The sequence below is a fragment of the Naasia sp. SYSU D00057 genome (genome assembly GCF_017916505.1).
Classification (GTDB): Bacteria; Actinomycetota; Actinomycetes; order Actinomycetales; family Microbacteriaceae; genus Naasia.
This window is the reverse complement of the sequence record NZ_JAFMSZ010000006.1, coordinates 1-22,540: the sequence shown is the minus strand read 5'-3', so window position 1 is coordinate 22,540 and position 22,540 is coordinate 1. Positions and strand designations below refer to the sequence as shown.

The 22,540-nt window shown below is 71.0% G+C and carries 20 protein-coding genes and 1 pseudogene; 5 read left to right on the top strand and 16 right to left on the bottom strand.

What is annotated here, in order from left to right:
* Positions 1 to 123 precede the first annotated feature (123 nt).
* The 5 genes from J3P36_RS15155 to J3P36_RS15135 form a co-directional block, all read right to left on the bottom strand.
* The gene (locus J3P36_RS15155) at positions 124 to 2,541 is read right to left on the bottom strand and encodes a glycoside hydrolase family 2 TIM barrel-domain containing protein (RefSeq protein WP_210509090.1); all 2,418 of its coding nucleotides are present in this window, start codon (positions 2,539 to 2,541) and stop codon (positions 124 to 126) included.
* A gap of 87 nt (positions 2,542 to 2,628) precedes the next feature.
* A complete protein-coding gene (locus tag J3P36_RS15150; protein ID WP_210509089.1) occupies positions 2,629 to 2,838 on the bottom strand; it encodes a helix-turn-helix transcriptional regulator in 210 nt (69 codons plus the stop codon).
* Complete coding sequence (locus J3P36_RS15145) at positions 2,839 to 3,318, bottom strand: DUF2975 domain-containing protein (RefSeq protein WP_246854873.1); 480 nt, start codon at positions 3,316 to 3,318, stop codon at positions 2,839 to 2,841. It abuts the gene before it with no gap.
* Positions 3,319 to 3,410: 92 nt separating this feature from the next.
* Positions 3,411 to 3,707, bottom strand: a complete 297-nt coding sequence (locus J3P36_RS15140; protein ID WP_210509087.1) for a hypothetical protein — start codon at positions 3,705 to 3,707, stop codon at positions 3,411 to 3,413.
* A 139-nt stretch (positions 3,708 to 3,846) separates the two neighbouring features.
* Complete coding sequence (locus J3P36_RS15135; protein ID WP_210509086.1) at positions 3,847 to 4,449, bottom strand: dihydrofolate reductase family protein; 603 nt, start codon at positions 4,447 to 4,449, stop codon at positions 3,847 to 3,849.
* Between the two features lie 79 nt (positions 4,450 to 4,528).
* Here J3P36_RS15135 and J3P36_RS15130 point away from each other — a divergent pair.
* A pseudogene (locus tag J3P36_RS15130) lies at positions 4,529 to 4,603 on the top strand (DUF2200 family protein); the annotation flags it as partial.
* A gap of 64 nt (positions 4,604 to 4,667) precedes the next feature.
* Here J3P36_RS15130 and J3P36_RS15125 read toward each other — a convergent pair.
* Together J3P36_RS15125 and J3P36_RS15120 are read right to left on the bottom strand one after the other, a co-directional pair.
* The gene (locus J3P36_RS15125) at positions 4,668 to 5,126 is read right to left on the bottom strand and encodes a hypothetical protein (protein ID WP_210509085.1); all 459 of its coding nucleotides are present in this window, start codon (positions 5,124 to 5,126) and stop codon (positions 4,668 to 4,670) included.
* A gap of 59 nt (positions 5,127 to 5,185) precedes the next feature.
* Positions 5,186 to 6,610 (bottom strand): helix-turn-helix domain-containing protein, encoded by a 1,425-nt coding sequence (locus J3P36_RS15120; RefSeq protein ID WP_210509084.1) that lies wholly within the window; start codon positions 6,608 to 6,610, stop codon positions 5,186 to 5,188.
* A 107-nt stretch (positions 6,611 to 6,717) separates the two neighbouring features.
* Between J3P36_RS15120 and J3P36_RS15115 the strand changes: the two genes are divergently transcribed.
* Together J3P36_RS15115 and J3P36_RS15110 are read left to right on the top strand one after the other, a co-directional pair.
* A complete protein-coding gene (locus J3P36_RS15115) occupies positions 6,718 to 8,589 on the top strand; it encodes a phosphoenolpyruvate carboxykinase (GTP) (protein ID WP_307807127.1) in 1,872 nt (623 codons plus the stop codon).
* Positions 8,590 to 8,809: 220 nt separating this feature from the next.
* Entirely contained in the window at positions 8,810 to 9,961 is a 1,152-nt protein-coding gene (locus tag J3P36_RS15110; protein ID WP_210509083.1) for a serine hydrolase, read from the top strand.
* Positions 9,962 to 10,042: 81 nt separating this feature from the next.
* On the opposite strand, the gene J3P36_RS15105 is transcribed toward J3P36_RS15110, so the two are convergent.
* Positions 10,043 to 11,482, bottom strand: a complete 1,440-nt coding sequence (locus tag J3P36_RS15105; RefSeq protein WP_210509082.1) for an NAD(P)/FAD-dependent oxidoreductase — start codon at positions 11,480 to 11,482, stop codon at positions 10,043 to 10,045.
* Between the two features lie 214 nt (positions 11,483 to 11,696).
* Here J3P36_RS15105 and J3P36_RS16875 point away from each other — a divergent pair, with 214 nt between their 5' ends.
* Positions 11,697 to 12,050 carry an ester cyclase gene (locus J3P36_RS16875; protein WP_210509081.1) on the top strand — a complete coding sequence of 118 codons (354 nt, stop codon included), beginning with the start codon at positions 11,697 to 11,699 and terminating at the stop codon, positions 12,048 to 12,050.
* On the opposite strand, the gene J3P36_RS15095 is transcribed toward J3P36_RS16875, so the two are convergent.
* Positions 12,047 to 13,321 (bottom strand): MFS transporter, encoded by a 1,275-nt coding sequence (locus J3P36_RS15095; RefSeq protein WP_307807126.1) that lies wholly within the window; start codon positions 13,319 to 13,321, stop codon positions 12,047 to 12,049. The two genes, J3P36_RS16875 and J3P36_RS15095, sit on opposite strands and share 4 nt — an antisense overlap.
* A gap of 91 nt (positions 13,322 to 13,412) precedes the next feature.
* Here J3P36_RS15095 and J3P36_RS15090 point away from each other — a divergent pair, with 91 nt between their 5' ends.
* A complete protein-coding gene (locus J3P36_RS15090) occupies positions 13,413 to 13,988 on the top strand; it encodes a CGNR zinc finger domain-containing protein (RefSeq protein ID WP_246854871.1) in 576 nt (191 codons plus the stop codon).
* A 79-nt stretch (positions 13,989 to 14,067) separates the two neighbouring features.
* Here the strand turns inward: J3P36_RS15090 and J3P36_RS15085 are convergent, their stop codons facing one another.
* From J3P36_RS15085 to J3P36_RS15055, 7 genes are all read right to left on the bottom strand, one after another.
* Complete coding sequence (locus J3P36_RS15085; protein WP_210509079.1) at positions 14,068 to 15,348, bottom strand: DUF3500 domain-containing protein; 1,281 nt, start codon at positions 15,346 to 15,348, stop codon at positions 14,068 to 14,070.
* A gap of 521 nt (positions 15,349 to 15,869) precedes the next feature.
* Positions 15,870 to 16,982, bottom strand: coding sequence for an MFS transporter (locus J3P36_RS16870; RefSeq protein WP_210509078.1), 1,113 nt, complete (start codon positions 16,980 to 16,982; stop codon positions 15,870 to 15,872).
* Positions 16,983 to 17,032: 50 nt separating this feature from the next.
* The gene (acnA, locus tag J3P36_RS15075) at positions 17,033 to 19,657 is read right to left on the bottom strand and encodes an aconitate hydratase AcnA (RefSeq protein WP_210509077.1); all 2,625 of its coding nucleotides are present in this window, start codon (positions 19,655 to 19,657) and stop codon (positions 17,033 to 17,035) included.
* Positions 19,654 to 19,983: a putative quinol monooxygenase gene (locus J3P36_RS15070; protein ID WP_210509076.1), complete on the bottom strand. Its 330-nt coding sequence runs from the start codon at positions 19,981 to 19,983 to the stop codon at positions 19,654 to 19,656. The genes acnA and J3P36_RS15070 overlap by 4 nt, the downstream gene beginning before the upstream one ends.
* On the bottom strand, positions 19,983 to 21,047 hold the full coding sequence (locus J3P36_RS15065) for an Ldh family oxidoreductase (protein WP_210509075.1): 1,065 nt from the start codon (positions 21,045 to 21,047) through the stop codon (positions 19,983 to 19,985). Before J3P36_RS15065 ends, J3P36_RS15070 begins: the two co-directional genes overlap by 1 nt.
* 68 nt (positions 21,048 to 21,115) lie before the next feature.
* Positions 21,116 to 22,273 (bottom strand): ABC transporter substrate-binding protein, encoded by a 1,158-nt coding sequence (locus tag J3P36_RS15060; RefSeq protein ID WP_210509074.1) that lies wholly within the window; start codon positions 22,271 to 22,273, stop codon positions 21,116 to 21,118.
* A gap of 85 nt (positions 22,274 to 22,358) precedes the next feature.
* Positions 22,359 to 22,540 (bottom strand): class II aldolase/adducin family protein (locus J3P36_RS15055; protein WP_210509073.1); only part of this gene is annotated, 182 nt, incomplete at its 5' end.

The following is a 22,540-nucleotide window of genomic DNA, read 5'->3' as shown; positions in this document are numbered from 1 at the left end:
GGCACGCACCTGCAGGCTACGCCCACCCTCCGACATCGGCTCCCGGTCCGGTGCGATTCTCGCGCCGGACTCGAACGTGGGCGACGGCGCACGGCGGACACCCCCGCCGGACGAGCCGCCGTGTCACCCCACCGTGAGAGCCAGCTCGACGGGCTCGAGCCCCTCGGACGTGACGGTGACCCGGATCTCCCCCGCGCCCGTCGGGCGGACCACGGCGAGCGCGCGCCCGTCGAAGGTGCGCCATGTGGACGAGTCGAAGCGCTCCTCCGTCTTCGGGTTCGCGCTGCCCATCCCCGCGAGCACGCCCGCTCCGGTCACCTCGACCGACACCGGGCGCTCCTCCGACGTGTTCAGGCGGCCCGCCTCGTCGCGCAGCTCGATCGCCACGTAGGCGAGGTCGCTGTCGTCGTCGCGCAGCTGCGACCGGTCCGCCTCGGCGGTGAGGCGCACGGCACCCCGCGCGGTGGCGAGCGTCGTCCGGCCGGTCTCGACCCCGCCGCGGTACGCGACCGCCACGAGCTCGCCCGGCCGGTACTCGGTCTCGAGCGCGGCGAGCATCGGCCGGCTCTCCCCCACCCGGGCGCTCGCCAGGTGCTCGCCGTCGAGGAGCAGGGCCACCTCGTCGGCGTCGGCGTACACCTCGACGGTAATCGGCTTCCCCTCGAAGCCCGGCCAGGTCCACGAGGACACCGAGTCGCTCCACGCCCAGGGCGAGCGCTGCGTCACCGTGTGGCCGTGGTGCTCGGGACGGAGCACGGCGACGTAGGGCTCGGTCCGGAGGCCGAACACGATCTCGCGGTAGTAGGAGATGGGGCGGCGCGAGCCGGTGAGGTCGAGGTCGCCGCACCAGGCGGTGAGGTACGGGTACTCGCGCTCGAGGGCCGCGACGGCCTCGGGGTCCTCGGCGTACGCGGTCGCGCCGATGCCGACTTCGCCGAGGTAGTCCCAGCCTGTCCAGGTGAAGTCGCCGATCACGTTCGGGTTCTCCTTCACCAGTGGCCAGAGGCGGCCGATCTGGGAGGGGAAGGTCTCCGATCCCACCAGCACGCGATGCGGGAAGAGCTCCTGATCCAGGTCGTAGCGCGACTCGGAGTAGTTGAGGCCGAGCACGTCGAGGGCCGCGGACGACTCCGCGGTGCGGCGGCTGACCGCCTCGCTCGAGCCGATGGCGCTGAAGGCGTCGTCCATGCTCGACATGGCCGCGTTGAGACCGCCGCCCGCGGCCGCGAGGATCGACGGCAGCTCATCGATGACGGCGAGGAACGGGTTGATCCCGTTGGTGACGAGGCGCGTGGGGTCGAGGGCGCGGAGGTGCTCGGCCATCCGGCGCGCCCAGCGGGACCCGTGCGGGGAGCCCACCTCGATGATCTCGTTGCCGATCGAGTACATGATGACGCTCGGGTGGTTCCGGTCCTTCGCGACCATCGCCTCCAGGTCCGCGGCCCACCACTGCGGGAAATCGGCCGCGTAGTCGTACGGCGTCTTGAACCGGGTCCACATGTCGAACGCCTCGTCCATCACGAGCACGCCGAGCCGGTCGCAGGCGTCGAGCATCGCGGGTGAGGCGGGGTTGTGGGCGGTTCGGATCGCGTTGAAGCCGGCGGCCTTGAGCAGCTCGATGCGGCGCTCCTCGGCGCGGCCGATGGCGGCGGCGCCGAGCGGGCCGTTGTCGTGGTGGAGGCACGCGCCTCGCAGCAGCACCGGCTCGCCGTTGATGCGCAGGCCCTTGCGCGGGTCGACGGTCACGGTGCGGATGCCGAACGGGACGACGACCTCGTCCGCAGGATCCCCGCCGAGGCCCACGCGCGCCGTGTGTAGGGCGGGGCTGTCGGGGCTCCACAGGGCCGGCTGCCGCAGGTACAGGCGCTGGCGGACGACCGCCTGCTCCCCCGGCGCGAGGGTCGAGGGGGTGGAGTCGCGCTCCACCTCGGCGCCATCCGGTCCGGTGACGGACGTGCTGACGGTCACGGTGCGCGTGCTGAGGCCGGCGTTGGCGACGGTCGTCACGACGTCGACGACCGCCTGGTCGTCCTCGATGCGCACCGTGCTGACGGTGACGCCGTCGGGAACGACGTGCACGGGCGCGTCGACGTGCAGCAGCACCGGCCGGTGCAGACCGGTGCCGGAGTACCAGCGGGAGTCCTCGCCGGAGCGCACCTCGACGCGCAGCTCGTTGTCCTGGCCGTACTTCAGGTACGGGGTGAGGTCGACGAAGAACCGCGCATACCCGTCGGCCCGGTTGCCGGCGAACTCGTCGTTGAGGAAGACCTGGGCGCGGCGGAATGCGCCCTGCAGCTCGAGGCGGACGAGTCGGCCCTCCCATTCGGCCGGCACCGTGAAGGTCTTGAGGTAGGTGAACGCGCCGTGGGGATGGAACGCGCCCGCCCCCTTGCCCGGCACGTCGGGGCGCCGTTCCGCGTCCCGCAGCGCATCGTGCGGCAGCCGCACCTCCACCGGATCGACCTTCGCGCCGTCCGCCGCGGCGAAGGGGCCGAGGGGGCGCCGGTAGGACCAGCCGTCGTTGAAGGGGGTCACGGTCACGCGGTTCTCCGTTCGCAGGGGTTCGATGCCATGATGCCCTGCTCCGCGAGCGGCGCCCGCCCGCCGGAGCGCCCGCCCGACCGGCCTTCAGTCGTCGTCGACCCACTCCAGCAGGTCGCCGGGCTGGCAGTTCAGCGTGCGGCACATGGCCTCGAGCGTCGTGAAGCGCACGGCCTTCGCCCGCCCGTTCTTCAGCACCGCCACGTTCGCCGGCGTGAGGCCGATCCGCTCCGCGAACTCGCCGACGCTCATCTTCCGCTTGGCGAGCTCGACGTCGATCCGCACGACGATCGGCACTCAGATCACCGCTTCGAGGTCGCTGCGGAGCGCCGTCGCCTGGCGCAGCAGGGCGCGGAGCACCAGCATCACGAGGACGAACACGGCCCCGAGCAGCACCACTCCGAACAGCGCGAGCGGGGTCCCCGGATCCCGCAGCTCGGGCGTGAAGTAGATGATCGCCGTCAGGTAGGCCGCGAGCGCGGCGAGAGCCAGCCAGGCGACCGCGAACGCCGCGACGATCCCGTTCACCCAGCGGAACGCCGCCTCACTGAAGATGCGGTCGGCCTTGACCATGGTCAGCAGCCGCCAGGTGCAGACGATGACGGCCTGGAAACACAGCACCCACAGCTCCTCGGCCACGAGCAGCGGCCAGAGCACGTGCGCCGCCTCGGGAGCGCGCCGGACGTCGTCGGCGATGTCGCCGGGGAGGCTCAGGAACTGCAGGACGAGGAGGAAGGCGAAAGCGAGCGCTAGCAGCACCTTGAGGGAGGGGACCAATCGATTCAGCGTAAGCACGCAACGAGTTTCACTCGTTTGCTATCGATAGTCAATAGATGCGGTCTACTCGCCGCCGGCGGAGGCTCGACTCGTCAGGCGTACCTGAGGGCGCGGGCGTGCGGGGTCGGGCCGAACCGGCGCGTCCAGGTGCGCCCGTATCTGGCGAAGGCCGGCCGGCCCTCCATGCCCTCCCGCTGCAGCTCGTCGACGGGGATGCTGAGCGGGGAGAACGACGACTCCGGGCAGACATAGGTCACGGCGGCGACGGAGTGCCAGGAGTGGGCGCAGCGGCTCCTGCGCGTGCGCTCCTTCGACAAGCAGGCGGGACAGACGTAGCGCTCCCACCAGTCCTGCAGGAGCGGGGTGCTCATCGTGTTCAGGTCGTCCATGCCGTGCCTCGATTGACTGATCGCGTCCGTTGCTTGCGGTCAGCCACGCTACGTTCGGCTCGCCGGCCGTCCGCAATCGAGCGGGCGGGATTGACAGATTCGGAGCACGGTGGATCATGTGCCCTGCCGTCGGCGCCGGCTATCGCCCCTGGTCGCCGTCCACGCCGCTCGCGTCGTAGCGGAGGAGCACGAGCTGCGAATCCGGCAGCACCCGCGCCTCGAGGAGCCGGAGCGGTGCGCGCGCTCCGCTGTAGAGCTTCGTGCCGTCCCCGAGAAGGGCCGGACCGACCAGGACGTCCAGCTCGTCGACGAGCCCCGCCTCGAGCAGCGGATTCCACGTGATCGCGCTCCCGAACACGAGGATGTCGCCGCCCTCGCCGCTCTTGAGAGCCGTGACCTCGGCGACCGCGTCCGCCCTCCGCACCACCCGAGTGGTCGTCGCCCAGGGCGCGCGGGGGCCGACGCGGAGGGTGTCGGAGATGACGACCTTCTCGAGATCCCGGTTGCGCGCCGCGATCTCCCGCTCGAGGGGCGGCTCAGTCGGATCCTCGGCGACCCGGGACCAGTAGCCGGCGAAGCCCTCGTATCCGCGGCGGCCGAGCAGGAGCGTGTCGGCGCTTCGCAGCCGCTCGAGGTTGTGGGGACTGAACGCGTCGTCGAAGGGCATGGCCATGACGTCTCGGCCCGGCCCCTCGTGATATCCGTCGAGTGAGGTGATCATCGAGACCACGAGCTTCCGCACGGCACCTCCCTGTGTCCGTCCCGAGTGTGGCACCGGACCCGCGGCTTCCGCCAATACCGGGGAAGCGTCGACCCTGGGGAAGATCCGCTACCTCGACAAGCTCGTGGACGAGCTCGCCAAGGGCCGGCCCATGCGGAAAGTCCTGCGAGGCTGACGCCCGGGAGGCTGCTGCCGCCTCCCGCCGCGACTGCCTCGGCTCCGACCGCCGCCGGCTCCCGTCACCGCTCCGGCTCGGCCGACCCTGCCCACTCCCCACCGACGAAGGATGCGAACTCGTCGTCGCTGAACGGCACCGCCTGGCCCCACTCCGCCAGGTCGGGAGCATCCGTGGTTCCGCCGATCGCGCAGTAGAACGACCCCTCCGCGCCCGCGAACTCGCCGCCCGACTCGCTGTACGGAACCTCGACCGCCCGCAGCCCGTCCGGCCGCTCGCCCGAGCGCGCCCGGTTCCAGTGCACCTCCTGGTCCAGGTAGTGGGCCGCGTTCTCGGGGCTCGCCGTGGTCGTGTGCTCGACGCAGGTGGCCGCGAGCAGGTCGGTCGTCCAGGCAGCCCCGGCCGCCGCACCCGGCGCCGGACCGGCGGACTCCTCCGGGGCGGGCGGCGCGCTCGCACCTCCGGCGCATCCGGCGAGCGCGAGGACGACGAGTGCGAGCGGGGCGAGTCGGCGGGGCTGCACGCGCCCAAGCTAGCGGCGCGGGGGCGGCGACGCACTGCTTCCTTCGACGCGGCCGTCGCTCACTCCGCCGAGTGGGCTTCGAGGAAGCGGTACACCTCCTCGTCGTCGACGCCCGGGAACCGGCCGGCCGGCAGCGGAGACAGGATGTGCGCGTGCAGGCGTGCGCTCGGCCAGGCCTGCCCCGCCCACTTGCCCGCCAGCTCGCCGCCCTGCTCGCCCGCCGAGGAGGCCGGCTGCGTCGCGTCGCCGCGCACCGTGGTCTCCCGGCCGCGGAACCACTTCGAGTCGGCGAATCGGACGCCGACGCTGATCGAGAACTGCTCGGTCGGCGTGGTCCCCGTCTGCGTCGAGCACCAGAACGTGCCGGCCGGGGTGTCGGTGATCTGGTGGAACTCCGTCGTCCGGTTCGTGCGCTCGAAGGCGGCGCGGGCCGCCCAGGCGCGGGGCACGAACTGCCCCTCGACCGAGCCGCTGACATCGGCGGGAAGCGGCAGATCGTCGTTCTCGTACGCCTTCTGGATGGCGCCGTCGTCGCCGACACGGAGGAAGTGCACGCGCAGCCCGAGGTGGACGGTCGCGAGGTTGATGAATCGGAGCCCCGCAGCCTCGTGGGTCACTCCGAACGCGTCGCGGAAGTCCTCGATGGCGAGATCCCGCCGCTGCTTCGCGTCGGCGAGGAACGCGGCGCTCGCCGGCTCGGGCATCAGGCACGCCGCGGCGAAGTAGTTGATCTGCATGCGCTGCAGCAGGAACTCCGCGTAGCTCGCGGGCTCGCGGTGGCCGAGCACGCGATGCGCCATCGCCTGCAGCGCGAGGGCGCGGAGGCCGTGGCCGCCGGGGATCGAGGCCGGCGGCAGGTAGATGCGCCCGTTCTTGAGGTCCGTGACGGTGCGCGTGGAGTGCGGCAGGTCGTTCACGTGGATGATCTCGAAGCCCAGGTGGCGTGCCATGCGGGCGACGTCGTGGTGAGTGAGGGCGCCCCGCTCGTGGCCCACCACCGCGAGCAGGGACAGCGCCTCCCGCTCGAGCTCGGGCCAGTGGTGGTCCTGCGCGCGCTGCCGCAGGCGCAGCTCGGTGTTGGCGCGGCGCGCCTCCTCCGGAGTGGCGATCGCCTCGGTCGCGCGCCGGATCAGCTCGCGGTGCAGCCCGACGAGCGACTCGAGCACGTCCTGCGGGAGGGCGCGGGTCGCGGGCACCCGGGGCAGGCCGAGCGCGGCGTAGAGGGCACCCTGCTGCGCCCGCTCGAGCTCGATCTCGAGCGCGGAGCGCGGGTCCGGAGCCTCCCCGGTGAGCAGCTGCGCGAGCTCCACGCCGAGCGCCGTCGCGAGCGACTGCAGCTGCGACAGGCGCGGCTCCCGCCGCCCGTTCTCGATGAGCGAGAGCTGGCTGCCCGCGAGCCCCGCCGACCGGCCCAGCTGCTCGAGGGTGAGGGAGCGCGCGTTGCGGTAGTGCCGGACGCGCCGACCCACGGTGAGCAGGTCCATCTTCTCTCCCTGTTAAATCCGGCCGAATTTTCGCCACCGTAGTCGCAGAAGACCCGGGCGGACAAGAGCACCCTGGACACGGCTCGCCCCCGACCGAAGGAGTTCCCGTGACCGCCACCCTTCCCGCCGCCCCCGCTCCGCACGCTCCCGTCCCCGCCGCGGGCCCCTCCGCCGCCGGCCCCTCCCGCAACGCCGCGCTCAACGGCTGGGTCGCCGAGATGACGGAGCTGCTGCAGCCGGATCGGGTCTCCTGGTGCACGGGAAGCCAGGCGGAGTTCGACCAGCTCACGAAGCAGCTGGTGCGGGAGGGCTCGCTCGTTCGCGTCAACCCGGAGTGGCGCCCGAACTCGTTCCTCGCCCGCAGCGACCCCCGTGACGTCGCCCGCGTGGAGGAGCGCACCTTCATCTGCTCCGCCGATCCGGAGGACGCGGGCCCGACCAACAACTGGCGCGACCCGGTCGAGATGAAGCAGGAGCTGATCGCGCTGTTCGACGGCGCCATGCGCGGCCGGACCCTCTACGTCGTCCCCTTCTCGATGGGGCCGATCGGCAGCCCACTCGCGAAGCTCGGCGTGCAGCTCACCGACTCCCCCTACGCCGTGCTGTCGATGCAGATCATGACCCGGATGGGGACCGAGGCGCTCGAGCAGATCGGGCCCGATACGTCCTGGGTGCCGGCCGTGCACTCCGTCGGCAGTCCCCTCGTCGACGCTGACGGCAGCCGCCGTGCCGACGTCCCGTGGCCCTGCAACGAGACGAAGTACATCGCGCACTTCCCCGAGACGCGCGAGATCTGGTCGTTCGGGTCCGGCTACGGCGGCAACTCCCTGCTCGGCAAGAAGTGCTTCGCACTGCGGATCGCCTCGGTGATCGCCCGCGAGGAGGGCTGGCTCGCCGAACACATGCTGCTCGTGAAGGTCACGTCCCCGGAGGGCCGCTCCTACAACCTGGCGGCGGCGTTCCCCTCCGCCTGCGGCAAGACCAACTTCGCCATGCTGCAGCCCACGCTGCCCGGCTGGACGGTGGAGACGATCGGCGACGACATCGCCTGGCTCCGGCCGGATGCCGAGGGCCGCCTGCGCGCCATCAACCCGGAGCGCGGCTTCTTCGGCGTCGCGCCCGGCACGGGGGAGCGCACCAACCCGACCGCGGTGGCGACGATCTGGGGCAATACGATCTTCACCAACGTCGCCCTCCAGGACGACGGCGACGTGTGGTGGGAGGGCCTCACCGACCGCGTGCCGGACCGGATGGTCGACTGGCAAGGACGGCCGTGGATGGACGGGCTGCCGGTGCCGGCGGCGCATCCGAACGCCCGCTTCACGGTTCCCGCCGACCAGTGCCCGTCCATCGCGGACGAGTGGGACGACCCCGACGGGGTGGTGCTCGACGCCATCCTCTTCGGCGGGAGGCGCTCGACCAACATCCCGCTGGTAGCGGAGGCGGACAGCTGGGCGCACGGCGTCTTCCTCGGCGCCACCATCTCCAGCGAGCAGACCGCCGCCGCCGAGGGGCCCGTCGGCGCGCTGCGCCACGACCCGTTCGCGATGCTGCCCTTCTGCGGCTACAACATGGCCGACTACTGGGGGCACTGGCTCGACATGGGCGAGCGGCTGGGCGAGCACGCGCCGCGCATCTTCCAGGTCAACTGGTTCCGGAAGGGCCGTGACGGCTCCTACCTGTGGCCGGGGTTCGGCGAGAACATCCGCGCCGTCGACTGGATCGTCCGCCGCCTCGACGGCGCCGCGCGGGCGAGGCGCAGCCCCGCGGGCCTGCTCCCGCTGCGGGAGGACTTCGACCTCGAGGGCCTCGACCTGCCGGACGGCGCATGGGACGAGCTCTTCCGCGTCGACCCGGTGGCCTGGCTGCAGGAGGCGGACCAGACCCGGGCGCTGTTCGAGCGCTTCGGGAGCCGCGTCCCGAAGCGCCTCCTCACGCAGCTCACGGTTCTGCGCTGGGAGCTCGTCGCTCGGCTCTGACGCTCCCCCGCCGGCTCGGGGCGGTCTCCGCAGGAGCATCGGCCCGTGCCGCTCCGGTCGCCGCGCTCGCTACTGTGGTCCGGTTGCACCGCTCGCCGGGCCGGCTGTGACGGGATCGGGAGGGACGACAGCGGTGGCCGATCCGACCCGTGGGCCAGGGCAAACCCCCGGAAGCCCCCGTCGACGCTTCCGGGCGGCGCGCCTCACGAGGGCGGTCCTCGTGCCGGTCCTGCTGCTGGGGATGCTCTGGTCGGCTGCCTACCTCTCGACACCCCACTCGCAGCTGGCGCGGACGCTGATCTGGCTCGAAGCCGACGTCGAGGACCACAAGCGCTTCCCGGCACGCATCGTGGAGAACGCCCCGCCTCCCTTCCTCTTCGAGCGCGGACAGCCGATCGAGGGCTTGGGGCGGGGAGTCGGAGGTGGGGCCGCGGGGGCCGAGGGCGCAGACGGAACCGGGAGCCTCGAGGCCTTCCTCGAGGGCACCGACACCACCGCCTTCCTCGCCATCCAGGACGACGCCATCGTCTACGAGGAGTACTTCGACGGATATCGCGAGGACTCGATCCAGACGTCCTTCTCGATGGCCAAGTCGTTCCTCTCCACCCTCGTCGGGATCGCGATCGACGAGGGAGCGATCGGCAGTGTGGACGACCCCGTCACGGAGTACGTCCCGGAGCTCGCTAAACGCGACCCGCGCTTCGCGTCGATCACGATCCGGAACCTGCTCACCATGTCCTCGGGTATCGCGTACGAGGAGGCGGGCCTCCCCTGGAGCGACGACGCGACCACCTACTACGCGCCGGACCTGCGGGCCGTCGCCCTGTCCGCGCGGATCGAGCGGGGGCCGGCGGAGGAGTTCCACTACAACAACTTCCACCCCCTGCTGCTCGGACTCATCCTGGAGAGGGCGACCGGCACCTGCGTGAGCTGCTACCTCGAGGACCGGATCTGGAAGCCGCTCGGGATGGAGGCGCCAGGGTCTTGGAGCCTCGACAGCGAGGACAGCGGCTTCGAGAAGCTCGAGAGCGGGATCAACGCCCGCGCCCGCGACTACGCCCGGTTCGGCCGGCTGTTCCTGAAGGAGGGCGACTGGAACGGCCGGCGGATCGTCTCCGCCGACTGGGTGACGGAGGCCACGGCCGACGACACCTCGAGCGACCCTGCCGACTTCTACCAATACATGTGGTGGGTGCAGCCGCAGTCGGGCCGTCGCGACCACTTCTTCGCCCGGGGCAATTTCGGGCAGTACATCTACGTCGTGCCGGACAAGGACCTCATCCTCGTCCGGCTCGGCACCGGGGCGGGCGAGCAGGACTGGCCGTCCGTGCTGCGGGACATCGCCGCCACCGTCCCATCGCCGCGGCCCTGAGGCGGCGCGAGACGCACGAGCTCGAGGAGCGGCGCCGCGGCGACGGGTGCCGGGGCAGCACCCTTCGAGCCCGGCCCTCGTTCACCTGAGCAGGGCGGCATCCGTCCTGCCGGCCAGCATCGCGCGTGCCGCCATTCCGATGACCGCGCTGTAAGTCGGGTAGGCGAAGCGCACGCCTGCCAGCGTCGACACGTCGATCCCGGCCGCCATCGCCGTCGTCACCGACTGGATCACCTCAACCGCGTTCTCGCCGACGGCGTGCGCGCCGAGGATCAGCTCGCGGCGGCGGTCCGCCACCAGCTTCAGGAAGCCGCGCTCGCGATCGTCGATCACCGCGCGATCGAGGTCGCTGTAGCGGACTGTGGCGACTACGCACGCCGAGTCGCGGTCCCGTGCCTCCTCCTCGGTCAGCCCGACTCCGGCGTAGTCCGGGTCGGTGAAGCCGCCGGCGGGAAGGAGATGCTGCGGCCTGCGCCGGTTCGCTCCGAGGACGGCGTTCTCGGCGGCCGCCTCCCCCTCGGACTGGGCTCCCTGCACGAGCATGTCGCGCCCGTTCGTGTCGCCCACGGCGAAGATGTGCGGCACGTTGGTCCGGAAGTACTGGTCGGCCGGGATGAACGACCGCTGCCGCTCGACCCCGGCCTTCTCGAGACCGAGGTCGTCCACGTCGGCGGGCCAGCCGGTGGCCATGACAACTGCGTCGAAGGGCGCCGACCGGCTCTCCGAGTCGCGCCAGGTGAGCGTGACGGATCCGTCCTCGGCGCGGTCGAGACGCTCGACGGTCTCGATGCCCGTGCGCACGTCGACTCCCTTCTCGGCGAACGCGGCGGCGACCAGCTCGGAGATCGAGGCGTCGGAGGCCATCAGCACCCGCGGCGCGACGTCGAGGAGCGTCACCTCGGAGCCGAAGGAGTTGAAGACGGTGACGAGCTGGGCGCCCGTGTTGCCGGCGCCGATGACGGCGACCCGCCGTGGCAGCTCGGGAAGCGCGAGGACGTCCTCGGGAACCGTCGCGAGCTCGGCGCCGGGGACGGGCAGGCGCCGCGAGTGCCCGCCGACGCAGATGAGGATGGAGTCGGCCGTGACCCGGCGACCGCTGTCGAGCACGAGCGTCCGGTCGTCCTCGAAGCGCGCCCGGCCCTCCCGGATCAGGACGACGCCGGTCTCGGCGAAGCGCTCGGCCTCCCGCTTGATCGAGCGGACGGCGTCGACCCGCTCGTGCACCCGAGCGACGGTGGCGGCCCAGTCGATCCTTGGGGCGCCGACCCCGATCCCGTAATCGTCGGCGCTGCGGGTCTCGCGGATCAGGCGCGCGGTCTTCGCGAGCACGCGCGTGGGGACGCAGCCGGTGTTGACGCAGGTCCCTCCGAGTCGGTCGGCCTCGAGCACCACCACCTTCGCGCCGAGCTCGGCGGCGCGGAGGGCCGCCGCGGTCCCGGCCGGTCCCGCCCCGATCACCGCGACGTCGTACCGCTCCGCGCGCTCGGTCACGGACGTCTCGAGCGGGCGGGGCTGGCTCATGTGGGTGTCTCCTCGTCGTCGTCGGTGCGGCCGGGGTTCCGAACCGGGGGCTCTCGTCCTCCTCACCGCGCATGCTCAGGATGCGGGATGGAGCACGCCGGCGTCGACCGCTTGCCGTCGCCCGGCGAGGCAGGGACGTTCGACCCGGGCGAACCGCTCCGGCCGCTCCGACACTGGTCGCCTGTCAGCATCCGCTTGCAACGAAGGAGCAGTCGTGTCGAACGAGGAGAACTTCGAGCTGGTCCGCAGGTTCAACCAGATCTGGTCAGCCGACGACCTCGGCATCCTGGACGAGCTCCTCGCCCCGGACTTCGTCGCCCACAACGGCGACGAGGAGGTGCACGGGCCCGACGGCTGGCGGCAGTTCGTCCTGGCCGGGCGGGAGCAGTACGGCGCGATCAGCACCGGCATCGACGAGCTGATCGGCGACGGCGGCCTGGTGGGCGAGAGGTGGTGGATCCGGGGCGGCACCGGCGACCAGTCCGTCGGCGGGCACGGGATGACGATGCACCGCATCGCGGACGGGAAGCTCCAGGAAAACTGGGCGGTCTTCCTCCCCGACAGCTAGGTCCGACTGTCCGCCCGTCGCGCCCATGCCAGCACCGGGAGGAACAGCAGCGCGAGCACGCCGCCCGCGATCGACAGACTCGCGTAGTTCGAGCTCGCGACGACGACTCCGGAGAGGACGCCCGCGCCCGCGCCGGCGAGCGCGACGAGCACATCCAAGGCGCCCTGTACCCGCGCCCGGATCGCCGGATCCGTCCCGTCGACGACGAGCGCCGTGCCAGAAATGAGGCCGAGGTTCCAGCCGAGGCCGAGCAGCGCGAGGGCGACGATGACGCCGGCGAGGGAGTCGCCGGGGATCAGAGCCGCCGTCACGCCGGCGAGGAGGAGGATGCCGCTCGACGCGACCGCGACAGGAGCTCGTCCGTACCGGTCGACAAGGGTGCCGGTGAGAAGCGAGGGCAGATACATGGCGCCGATGTGCACCCCGATCACGATGCCGATGTCGCCGAGGCTGTGGTGGTGGGCATGCATGTGCACGGGAGTCATCGTCATGACCGCGGTCATGGTGATCTGGGTGAGGACCATCACCGCCGCGCCCGCATAGGCCGCTCCCCGGATGCCGGAGCGCGGAGCGGATGCGCCGGCCTCTCCGGCGGCGGGCGCGGCGGCCGTGCGGTGTCGTCGAGCGACGAGGAACGGGTCCGGGTGCAGCAGCAGGACCAGCACCACACCCGCGGTCAGGTAGGCCGCTGCGGCGAGCAGGAACGGCCCGGCGAGGGCCGGCAGTCCGAGCTGCACGGCGACGCCGCCGAGCGGCTCCACGAGGTTGGGTCCCGCGACCGCGCCGAGGGTGGTCGACACCATGGCGATGCTGATCGCCGTGCCACGCCGGGCGGGGGCGGCGAGGTCGGTGCCCGCGTACCGCGCCTGCAGGTTGGTCGCGCTGCCCGCGCCGTAGACGAGGAGGGAGAGGAAGAGCAGCGCCACGCTGTCGAGCGCCGCGGCGACGACGACGCCGATCGCGCCGGCACCGCCCGCGAGGAAGCCCAGCCCCAGGCCAAGACGGCGACCCGAGCGCTGGGTGATCCGGCCGATGAGATAGGCCGCCATCGCCGAGCCCAGGGTGAACAGCGCGGTGGGGATGCCTGCGAGACCGTCGGAGCCGAGCATCTGCTGCGCCAGCAGCGCACCGACGGTGACCCCGGCAGCCAGCCCGGCACCGCCGAGGACCTGGCTCGCGACCACGACTCGGAGGGTCCGGCGCTGGACCCGGGCCAGCTCCTCCTCAGGGACGGCATCCGATGTGTGCTCGATCGCGTGTGGTGACCGCACTGATCCCTCTCCTCCGGCTCGGGTGATCCGCGCCAGTCGCGGCCGCCGATCAGTGTGGTGTCATGGGTCGGTGCAGTTCAACCATGACAACATGATCGGAGTCCGCTTGGCGGAGGAGCTCGTGAACCTCGAGGTCGAAGGCCGGTGGACTCGCGACCGGGTGGCCGGGGCGCTCACCGCCTCCCTCGTCCGACTCGACGGCCTCGAGCAGGAGCTGGGCGAGCTGCGCGACTGGACCGGGCGCCTCCGCGAGGTGTTCGCGGCGGCCGAATCGGACGAGCGCTGCGCCCGGATCAACGAGCTGCTCGACGTCGGGGTGCATCGGGTGCACCTCTCGGCGCACGACGGCCTTCCCCCGCACCTGCACTTCGTCCGCGACGACCAGCGCCTGACCGAGCGCGTGCAGGCCATGACGATCGGCGGCCTCGCGATCTTCGCCGTCGAGGCTCAGGCGGGCCGGATGGGGATCTGCGCCCGCCCGGGCTGCGGACGGGCGTTCGCCGACACGAGCCGGAACGGCCGCCGCGCCTACTGCTCGCCGCTCTGCGGCAACAGTCACGCCGTGCAGCGGTACCGCGCGCGAACCTCGACCACCGTCGCCGGGGAGACGGGAGCCGCCGAGGTGTTTCCTCGCGGTCCGCTTGAGGCAGCTCCCCTGCACGCCTGACGCGCAGGGCTGCATGCGTCAGTGAGCGGAGGGCCGGCACCGTTCCCGGTGCCGGCCCTCCGCCCGCTCGCGGTGCGGGTCAGCTGCCGGACGGCGGAGTGCCGCCGTCGCCTCCCGGCGCGCCGCCGCTCGGAGCGCCGCCGCCGCCCATCCCCGTCGCCTCCTGCTGCTCGACGCTGTTCGCGTAGTCGTTGGTGGGGTCACGGTAGATGGTGTGCACGTGGCCCCAGCCCGAGGTGACGACCCCGTCGACATCGGCGCCGGCGGAGCCCTGCTGGCTCGCGAACTCGATGTAGGCGTTGGGACCGGAGATCTGGAAGTAGATGCCGTCGCCCTGGCTCATGTCGTAGACGGTGGCGCCCGACCAGTTGATGTAGGTTTCGTCGAGCGTGGCCTCGATCTCCGCCAAGGCGGTGGCCGTGGTCTCCTCGTCGGACAGGCCGACCCAGTTCGCGATCACGTCGAGGAGGAGCTGCTTCTGCTCGTCCGTGAGGTCGGCGCCCGACAGGCCCGTGCCGGTCGGATAGGTGCAGGTGCCGCCCGGGGCGCAGACCATCGCCGCGACCTCCTCGCCCTGATACAGCTGCGCCTTTTGCTCGTCGGTGAGGCTGTCATAGAACGCGAACGCCGTCTCGTAGATGGTGCCGAAAGTCTGCACCTCGGTGCCGTCGGCGGCGGTGTAGACCTCCGGCTGGGTGCCGAGGTGGGTGGGCGCGAAGGTGATCGCGTCGGCGCTGCCGTCGAGGGTGGCGTTGATGCCGAGGTGGTGCCCGCCGAACTGCACCTCGAACGCGCTCGTGTCGGACGCGTCGCCGAAGAAGGCGATGTAGTACTGGCCGAGGGACTCCTCGGCGCTGCTGCTGTTGTCCAGCAGGTACTGGTCGCCGGCGATGATGTTCGAGACCGTCTCGTAGCCCTCATCGCTGAGCAGCGCCTCGAGGACCTGCATCGCCGCGACCTGCTGCTCCTCGGTGAGGTCCGCGAGGTTGAGTCCGGCGCGCTCCACGAAGGTGACGGGGAAGTTCGACCACGACGTGGTCTTCGTCTCGTCGTCGTAGTCGTACGTGACGGCCTCGCGCTGCTCGTCCGAGAGGGTCGCCAGGAACGCCTCGACGGCCGCCGCGGTGTTCGAGATCGTCTCCGCGGTGGTGCTCGCGGTGGAGCTCGTGACCTCCTCGGCGGCGGACGCGACGGTGGAGGTCGAGGTCGTCACCTCCGACGTCGTCGAGGTCGCGGAGGCGGAGTCGGTTGCGCCCGCCGCGCAGCCGCTGAGGAGAAGCCCGCTGACCAGGAGCATGCTCGATCCGAGGAGAAGAGTCCGCCGCCGGGGGCGCTGAAAGGAGTCCGTGTTCTTCGTCATGGAAGCAACGTAAGAACGAGCGCTATGCGCTTCCTATGACACTTCTGTGCGGCGCTGATGAGAAAGAGGACGCGCGCGAGGTGCAGTGGGCGGTGACGACCGGTCCAGGCAGGGCGCACAGGCGGGACGTTCGGCCCGGGCACGGCCGGAGGGGCGGGAGCAGTTCGGGGAGTCCGAGGCAGGCATCGACGAGCTGATCGGCAGCGGCGACCTGGTAGCCGAGAGATGGTGGATCCGCGCTGCCGCCGGCGTGCGCCGAGGCATCACCAGAGCGGGAGTTCTCAGCCGCACTTCGACTGCCCCTGACGGCGAACCGGCTTCGAAATGTCGACGAGCCGAGGATCAACGAGCTGGCGCGAAGGTATGGCGTGGAAGCTGCCACGCCACCTAGACGGACCCGCACTACGCGTGCCCGCTGGACTAGGGCTGTCACCTCCAGAAGGGCGGACGGGACTTGAACCTGTGACTGATGGATCGCGTTCGGATCTAGTGTCGAGCGGCCCGGTCGGGCGGGGCCTGCATTAGCCTTCCTGGTCGAGGGCGAGGGCCGACCAGGACGCCACCAGCAGCGCCCCCGCCGTTGCTACCAGCACCCCGCCCGCACCAGTGCCCGCCGCGAGCAGTCCGACAGCGGCCGGGACCGCTGACTGCCCGATCCGATTCCCCGCGAGCCGCAGGGACAGCGTCATACCGCGCTGACCCGCGGGTGCCAGATCCGTCAGCCAGGACATCGTCACCGGCTGGCTGACGCCGATCGCGAGCCCGTAGACCCCGGCGAGGACGATCAGCCCAAACGGCCCCAGAGGAAGCGCCGTCGACGCGAAGGCGAGTGCGGCCAGCGCGAGGCTCAGCACCATCACGCGCCGCCGCCCGAAGAGACGAGTGGCGGTGCCGAGGCCGGCCCGGGAGAGCATCGTGCAGAGAGAGCGGGTCATCAGCATGGCGCTGATCACCCAGGGCGCCATACCTGCCTCGTTTCCCAGGGCAGGCCAGTAGGTGAGCGTGATGTCTACGGACGCCAGCGACAGGCTGCTCGCGAGCAGTGCCCGGACCACGCCGCGTCGGCGCAGGAGACCCGATGCCGTCCGCAGCATGCCGGTCGGATCCTCGACGGGCAGCGACGGGATGCCTCGCAGGAGGGCGCCACTGACGAGGACACCCACCGCGACCGCCGTTGACGCGGCGAACGCGATACCGAGGTCGGGTCCTTCACCGCCGGGTTCCGGAATGGCGATCAGCAGTGGACCGACGACCTGCCCGATAGAGACCACCAGGGTGTACATGCCGAACGCCGAGTCGCGACTGCCCGCCCGTGACCGGTTGGCTACCAGAGCCTGTTCCGCCACGACCGAGAGGAGGTGTCCGCAGCCGAGCAGCAGCGTCGCCAGCACGAGCGCGGCGATGGACTCCAGGCCGGCGAGCGCGATGACCGAGGCGGCGACGAGCAGCACTCCGCCGGCGATCGCCGTGCGGCGCTCACCCCAACGGTCGACCAGTCGCCCCGAAGGCAGCGCGAGAGCAAGTGCGGGGAGAGCGAAGATCGCGCCGAACGCCCCGAGGACGGCTGGCGACGCATCTGCGTCGAGGAGCGCATAAGACGTGGCCGGACGGAACGCGTAGGTGAGCACCTGCACGAGGACGGCGTGTGCGACGAGGGCGGGCACCCACCCTCTCCCCCGGGTGCTCACGCAGTGACGAGGCGGCGGAAGACGTACTTCATGATCCCGCCGGCCCGGTAGTACTCCCGCTCCCGATCCGTGTCGAGCCTCACCCGCAGGCGGAACCGCGTACCGTCGGCGAGGACCTCCACGAATTCCGCAGAGGGGTTCTCCGCCAGGCCGACGATGTCGAAGCGCTCGTGACCGGTGAGGCCGAGCGTGGCGGCGCTCTCACCGGGGACGTACTCGAGCGGCAGCACGCCCATCCCGATCAGGTTCGACCGGTGGATGCGCTCGAAGCTCTCCGCGATCACCGCCTTCACACCGAGGAGCGCCGGTCCCTTCGCCGCCCAGTCGCGCGAGGACCCTGCGCCGTAGAGCTTCCCACCCAGGATGACGAGCGGGACGTTCTCGCGCCGGGCGATCTGAGCGGCGTCGAAGATCGTCCTCTCGCCGGAGCCACCTACGAGGTCGAGGGTGTACCCACCCTCCCGCTCGGGCACGAGCGCGTTGCGCAGGCGCACGTTGGCGAGGGTGCCGCGCATCATTACCTCGTGGTTCCCGCGGCGGGAGGCGTAGGTGTTGAACTGGAAGCGCTGGACGCCCCGCTCGAGCAGGTACTCCCCCGCCGGGGTGTGCGGCGGGATGGCGCCGGCCGGCGAGAGGTGGTCGGTGGTGATCTGATCGCCGAGGACCGCGAGCGCCCGGGCGCCTCGGATGTCGCGCACGAGCCGCGGCTCGAGGGTCACCCCGTCGAGGTAGGGCGGCCTGCGCAGGTAGGTGGACTCCTCGTCCCACTCGAACACCGATGACTCCGGCGTCGCGATCGCGGCCCAGCGGTGATCCCCCTCGAACACGTGCTCGTAGGCGGCGGCGAACATTTCGGGCCTCACGGTGGACCGGATGAGCTCCGCGACCTCCTCGGACTTCGGCCAGATGTCGCGCAGGTAGATCGGGCGCCCCGCGGAGTCGTGCCCGAGCGGCTGGGTGGCGAAGTCGATGTCCACCGTGCCGGCGAGGGCGTAGGCGACTACAAGAGGCGGGGAGGCGAGGTAGTTCAGCCGGACGTCCGGGTTGATCCGCCCGTCGAAGTTCCGGTTGCCCGACAGGACCGCGGCGACACTCACCCCCTCCGCGCGCACTGCATCCTGGACCGCCTCGATGAGCGGGCCGGAGGCGCCGATGCAGGTCATGCAGCCGTAGCCGGTGAGCGAGAAGCCGATCTCGTCGAGCACGGGGGTAAGACCGGCCGCGTCGAAGTAGTCGGTGACGACCCGCGATCCGGGCGAGAGGCTCGTCTTGACCCAGGGCTGGGGGCTGAGCCCGTGGTGGACGGCATTGCGGGCGAGAAGCCCGGCCGCGATCATCACCTCCGGGTTGGACGTGTTGGTGCAGGAGGTGATGGCGGCGACTGCCACTGCGCCGTTGCGCAGGGGCACTTTCACGTCGGCCAGGTCGATGACCGGTGCGTCGTCGTCCGGGGTCTGACCGGTGAGAGCGACGAGGTCGCTGCGGAAGCGCGCCTTCGACTCGTCGAGGGCGACGCGGTCCTGGGGACGGCGGGGGCCCGCGACGGAGGGCCGGATCTCGTCGAGGTCGAGTTCGAGGACATCCGCGTAGTCGATTTCCGCGGCGGGGTCGTACCAGAGTCCCTGCTCCCGGGCATACGACTCGACGAGCTGCACCTGTGTCTCCGGTCGGCCGGTGAAACGCAGGTAGTCCACGGTCGCCTGGTCGATCGGGAAGTAGGCGCACGTCGCACCGAACTCGGGACACATGTTGGCGATAGTCGCCCGATCCGCGACCGACATCCCGGCGAGCGCGGGGCCGAAGAACTCGACGAAGGTGCCCACGACACCGTGGGAACGCAGCCGCTGGGTGATCGTGAGCACGAGGTCCGTCGTGGTGGCCCCCTCGGGGAGCTCGCCGGTGAGGCGGAAGCCGATCACGGGAGGCACGAGCATGGTGAACGGCTCCCCCAGCATCACGGCCTCGGCCTCGATGCCGCCGATCCCCCAGCCGAGGACGCCGAGCGCGTCGACCATCGTCGTGTGCGAGTCGGTGCCCAGGCAGACATCGGGGTAGGCGAGGTCGCCGTGGTCCTCGACGATGCGGGCGAGGTACTCGATGTTGACCTGGTGCATGATGCCCGTTCCGGGTGGCACCACCTCGAAGCCCTCGAAGGACTGCTGCCCCCACTTCAGGAAGCGGTACCGCTCCGCGTTGCGCTCGTACTCGATGTCTACGTTGCGTTCGTAGGCGTCGGCCGTGCCGAACACGTCGACGATGACGGAGTGGTCGACGACGAGCTCGGCCGGGATCTGCGGATTCACCTTCGCGGGGTCGCGTTCGAGTTCGCGTGCCGCGTGCCGCATGGCTGCCAGATCGACGAGGGTGGGGACGCCGTTCGTGTCATGCAGGAAGACACGGGTGGCGTAGAGGTCGACGGCGCGACCGTCCGCCGCGGCGCTGTTCCAGTCGAGGAGCGCGTCGACCTGCTCGGAGGCGGTCCCGTAGTGGCGGACGACGGACTCGAGGATGGGACGGAGGCTGTACGGCATGCGGGCGACCGGGAGCCCGGTGAGGTCGGTGACGGCGATCCGCCGATCGCCGACCTGGATCTGGCGCACACCCGGCTCGGCGCTGGTCATGGCTTCTCCGCGATTTCGGCGTCCGCGCCGAGGAGCATCGGCTCGCCGTAGGTGTTCACATGGGATCCCGCCACGACGCAGGCGTCCACGACCTTGCGCCACTCCGCGTAGTGCGGAGCAGCGCGGTGCTCGATCTCGAACGCCTCCCGGTCGCGGTAAAGCTCGTAGAAGTGGAACCGGGCCGGCTCGGTCGCGGACCGGTGCACGTCGAAGTGGAGACAGCCGGGCTCATCGGCGAGCGAGGCCCGCGCGTTAAGTGTGATGCCCTCGATGAACTCGTCCAGGCGGTCCTCCTGCACGTCGAGGGTCACGAACACCATGTACATCAGACCACCTCGGCGGGGACCAGGTCGAACGGGACGCCCGCATCGACCGCGAGTGACTTGAGCTCGTCGACCGTCTTGTCCGGGAGGAACACCCCCTCGGCGCGCCCGCGCTCCTCGGCGCGGTTCTCGATCTCCCCGGGATAGAACACCTCGCTCACCCCGGCCGCGAGCGGCACGGACTTGGTGCGCGCGATGAGGTCGTCGATGCGCCGGTCGAACTCGTCGCGGCCCAGGATGCGGTCTATGTCGATCGCGACCACCAGGTGGCCGCAGCCGCTGCGCTGGTCGGGAACATAGGGGCCGACGACGTCGGTCGCGTAGCCGCTTCCGGTGAGCACGCCCGACAGGACGTCCATCATGAACGAGATGCCGTACCCCTTGTGCCCGGCCATGGGGAGCAAGATGCCCTCGATCGCCGCGCGCGGATCGGTGGTGGGGGTGCCGGAGGAGTCGATCGCCCAAGTGTCCGGGATCGACTCGCCCTTCTGCAGCGCCGCGTAGATTTTGCCGCGCGCCACTCCGGTGTTCGCGATGTCGAGGACCACCGGTCCGTGAGAGCCGCCGGGCGTCGCGATGGACCAGGGGTTGGCGCCGACGGTCTTCTCGCGGCCGCCCCACGGCGCCATCGCGGGACTGCCGTTGGTGGTGAGGATGCCGACGCAGCCGGCGTCGGCGATTCGGCGTGTCCAGTAGGCGGCGGTGCCGAAGTGGTTGCTGAAGCGGACGGCGACCAGGCCGATGCCGTGCTGTCGCGCACGATCGACAGCGAGAGCGCAGGCACGCTCGGTGGCGATCTGGCCGACCCCGTCTCGGCCGTCAAGGACGACGACGGCCCCTCCGTCGAGCACCGTCTCGGGCTCAGTCACCGCGGTCATGACGCCGGCGCGGAGGCGCGCGACGTACCAGTCCAATCGCAGCATGCCATGGGAGGGGTGCCCCCACATGTCGGCGGTCACCAGGCTGTCGGCGACAAGCCGGGCATCGTCCTCCGGCACTCCGTGTGCCACAAGGATCGCGGCGCCGAGCTCGACGAGCCGATCGGCGGGGACGGTGATGCCCGTCATGGGTGCTCCTGATTCCGGATGTTCGGGGATCCCCGCCCAGCAAGCCGCTGGGCGGGGATCAGAGGGAATTACTGGCCGAGCAGGCCGTTCCAGCGGTCGACGAACTCGTTCACCTGGTCCTCGGGGACCAGCTCGTAGGTTCCGAGGATGATCTGGTCCTCGCCGACCGTGTCGACGACCTCCTGGTAGGTGTGCCGGCCCTCGGCCACCTCGACGGAGTCGCGGTAGGAGGTGAGCCCACCCTCGGCGACCGCGTTCTGGCCCTCCTCGGAGAGGACGAAGTCGAGGAACAGCTTCGCCGTCGCCTCGTGGGTCGCCTCCGGGACGATGCCGATGCCGCGGGGCAGGACGACCGTGCCGTCCTCGGGCAGGACGACCTGGTAGAGGCCACCGCTGCTGTCCACGATCGGGTAGGACGGTGCCGTGCTGATCTGGAATCCGGCGAGGTACTCGCCGGCGAGGATCTTCTCGCCCTGGGTGCCGGAGGACGTCTCCGGGCGGGCGACCGGCAGGATCGTCTCGAAGGCGCTCCACAGGTCGGGACGGGCCTCGGTCAGCGCACGCGTGACCGTGAACCCGAAGGCCCCGGTGACGTCACGCGTCGTGATCTTGTCCTGGAACTTCGCCGTGTCGGCCGACACCTGGGAGGCGAGGTCCTCGTAGCCCTTGATGCCGTCGGGCAGGAGCGAGCTGTTGTAGGTGATCCCCGCGGGGTCCATCGACATGGCGTAGACGTTGGGCAGCACCTGCGCGAAGTCCGGCAGCTCGCCGGCCTCGGGCGACTCGTACTCGAGGAGCGCACCGTCGTTCCCGGCGTACTCGGCCCAGGCCTGGGCGGCATTGGAGACGAGGACGTCGGCGTCGGTGCTGCCGGTCGCCTGCTCACTGAGCACCCGCTGGAAGACCTCGTCGCTGTCGAGGTTGTTCGCGTTGATCGTCTTCACAAACGGGTACTTCTTCTGGAAGTCCCGGAAGATCGGCGCCCAGTTCTCCTGGTCGGTGTTGGAGTAGATCGTGAGCTCACCGCCCTCCGCCTCGGCGGCATCGACGAGGTCCTGGTAGTCCGACGGGTAGTAGTCGGGGTACTGCCCCTCGACCACCGTGTTCTCCGGCGCGGTCGGTCCGCTACCGCCGGCGCAACCGGCGAGCAGGGAGACGGATGCGACGACCACCCCGAGCGGGGCGATCCAGCCCCGTCGGGTTGCGCGTGCGGCATGAACCTTCATTTCACTCCTTCGTGTAGGCACATTGCTGTGTGGTGCAGGGGGGGTCTCCCGCGGGTCGGAGGTCGACCGGCGGGGGTCGAGGCGGTCATTGCCGCCCCAACTTCTGGTGCTCCGCCTCGGGAACAAGCCGCACCGGGCGCCCGTCGAGGAGGAGGAAGAGCTTCGCGGTCTCCTCGAGTTCCTCCACCGCGTCGAGCGCAGCGGGGAGGGAGGGACCGGAGACCACGGGTCCGTGGTTGCTGAGGAGCAGGGCGCGATGGTCGGCGG

What these genes read in the sequence shown, in the direction of transcription:
- J3P36_RS15090 (WP_246854871.1), top strand. Translation starts at nt 13,413, where the DNA reads ATGATCGGAGTCCGCTTGGCGGAGGAGCTCGTGAACCTCGAGGTCGAA.
- J3P36_RS15105 (WP_210509082.1), bottom strand. Translation starts at nt 11,482, where the DNA reads ATGAGCCAGCCCCGCCCGCTCGAGACGTCCGTGACCGAGCGCGCGGAG.
- J3P36_RS15065 (WP_210509075.1), bottom strand. Translation starts at nt 21,047, where the DNA reads ATGACGGGCATCACCGTCCCCGCCGATCGGCTCGTCGAGCTCGGCGCC.
- acnA (WP_210509077.1), bottom strand. Translation starts at nt 19,657, where the DNA reads ATGACCAGCGCCGAGCCGGGTGTGCGCCAGATCCAGGTCGGCGATCGG.
- J3P36_RS15060 (WP_210509074.1), bottom strand. Translation starts at nt 22,273, where the DNA reads ATGAAGGTTCATGCCGCACGCGCAACCCGACGGGGCTGGATCGCCCCG.
- J3P36_RS15070 (WP_210509076.1), bottom strand. Translation starts at nt 19,983, where the DNA reads ATGTACATGGTGTTCGTGACCCTCGACGTGCAGGAGGACCGCCTGGAC.
- J3P36_RS15085 (WP_210509079.1), bottom strand. Translation starts at nt 15,348, where the DNA reads ATGACGAAGAACACGGACTCCTTTCAGCGCCCCCGGCGGCGGACTCTT.
- J3P36_RS15120 (WP_210509084.1), bottom strand. Translation starts at nt 6,610, where the DNA reads ATGGACCTGCTCACCGTGGGTCGGCGCGTCCGGCACTACCGCAACGCG.
- J3P36_RS15140 (WP_210509087.1), bottom strand. Translation starts at nt 3,707, where the DNA reads ATGGACGACCTGAACACGATGAGCACCCCGCTCCTGCAGGACTGGTGG.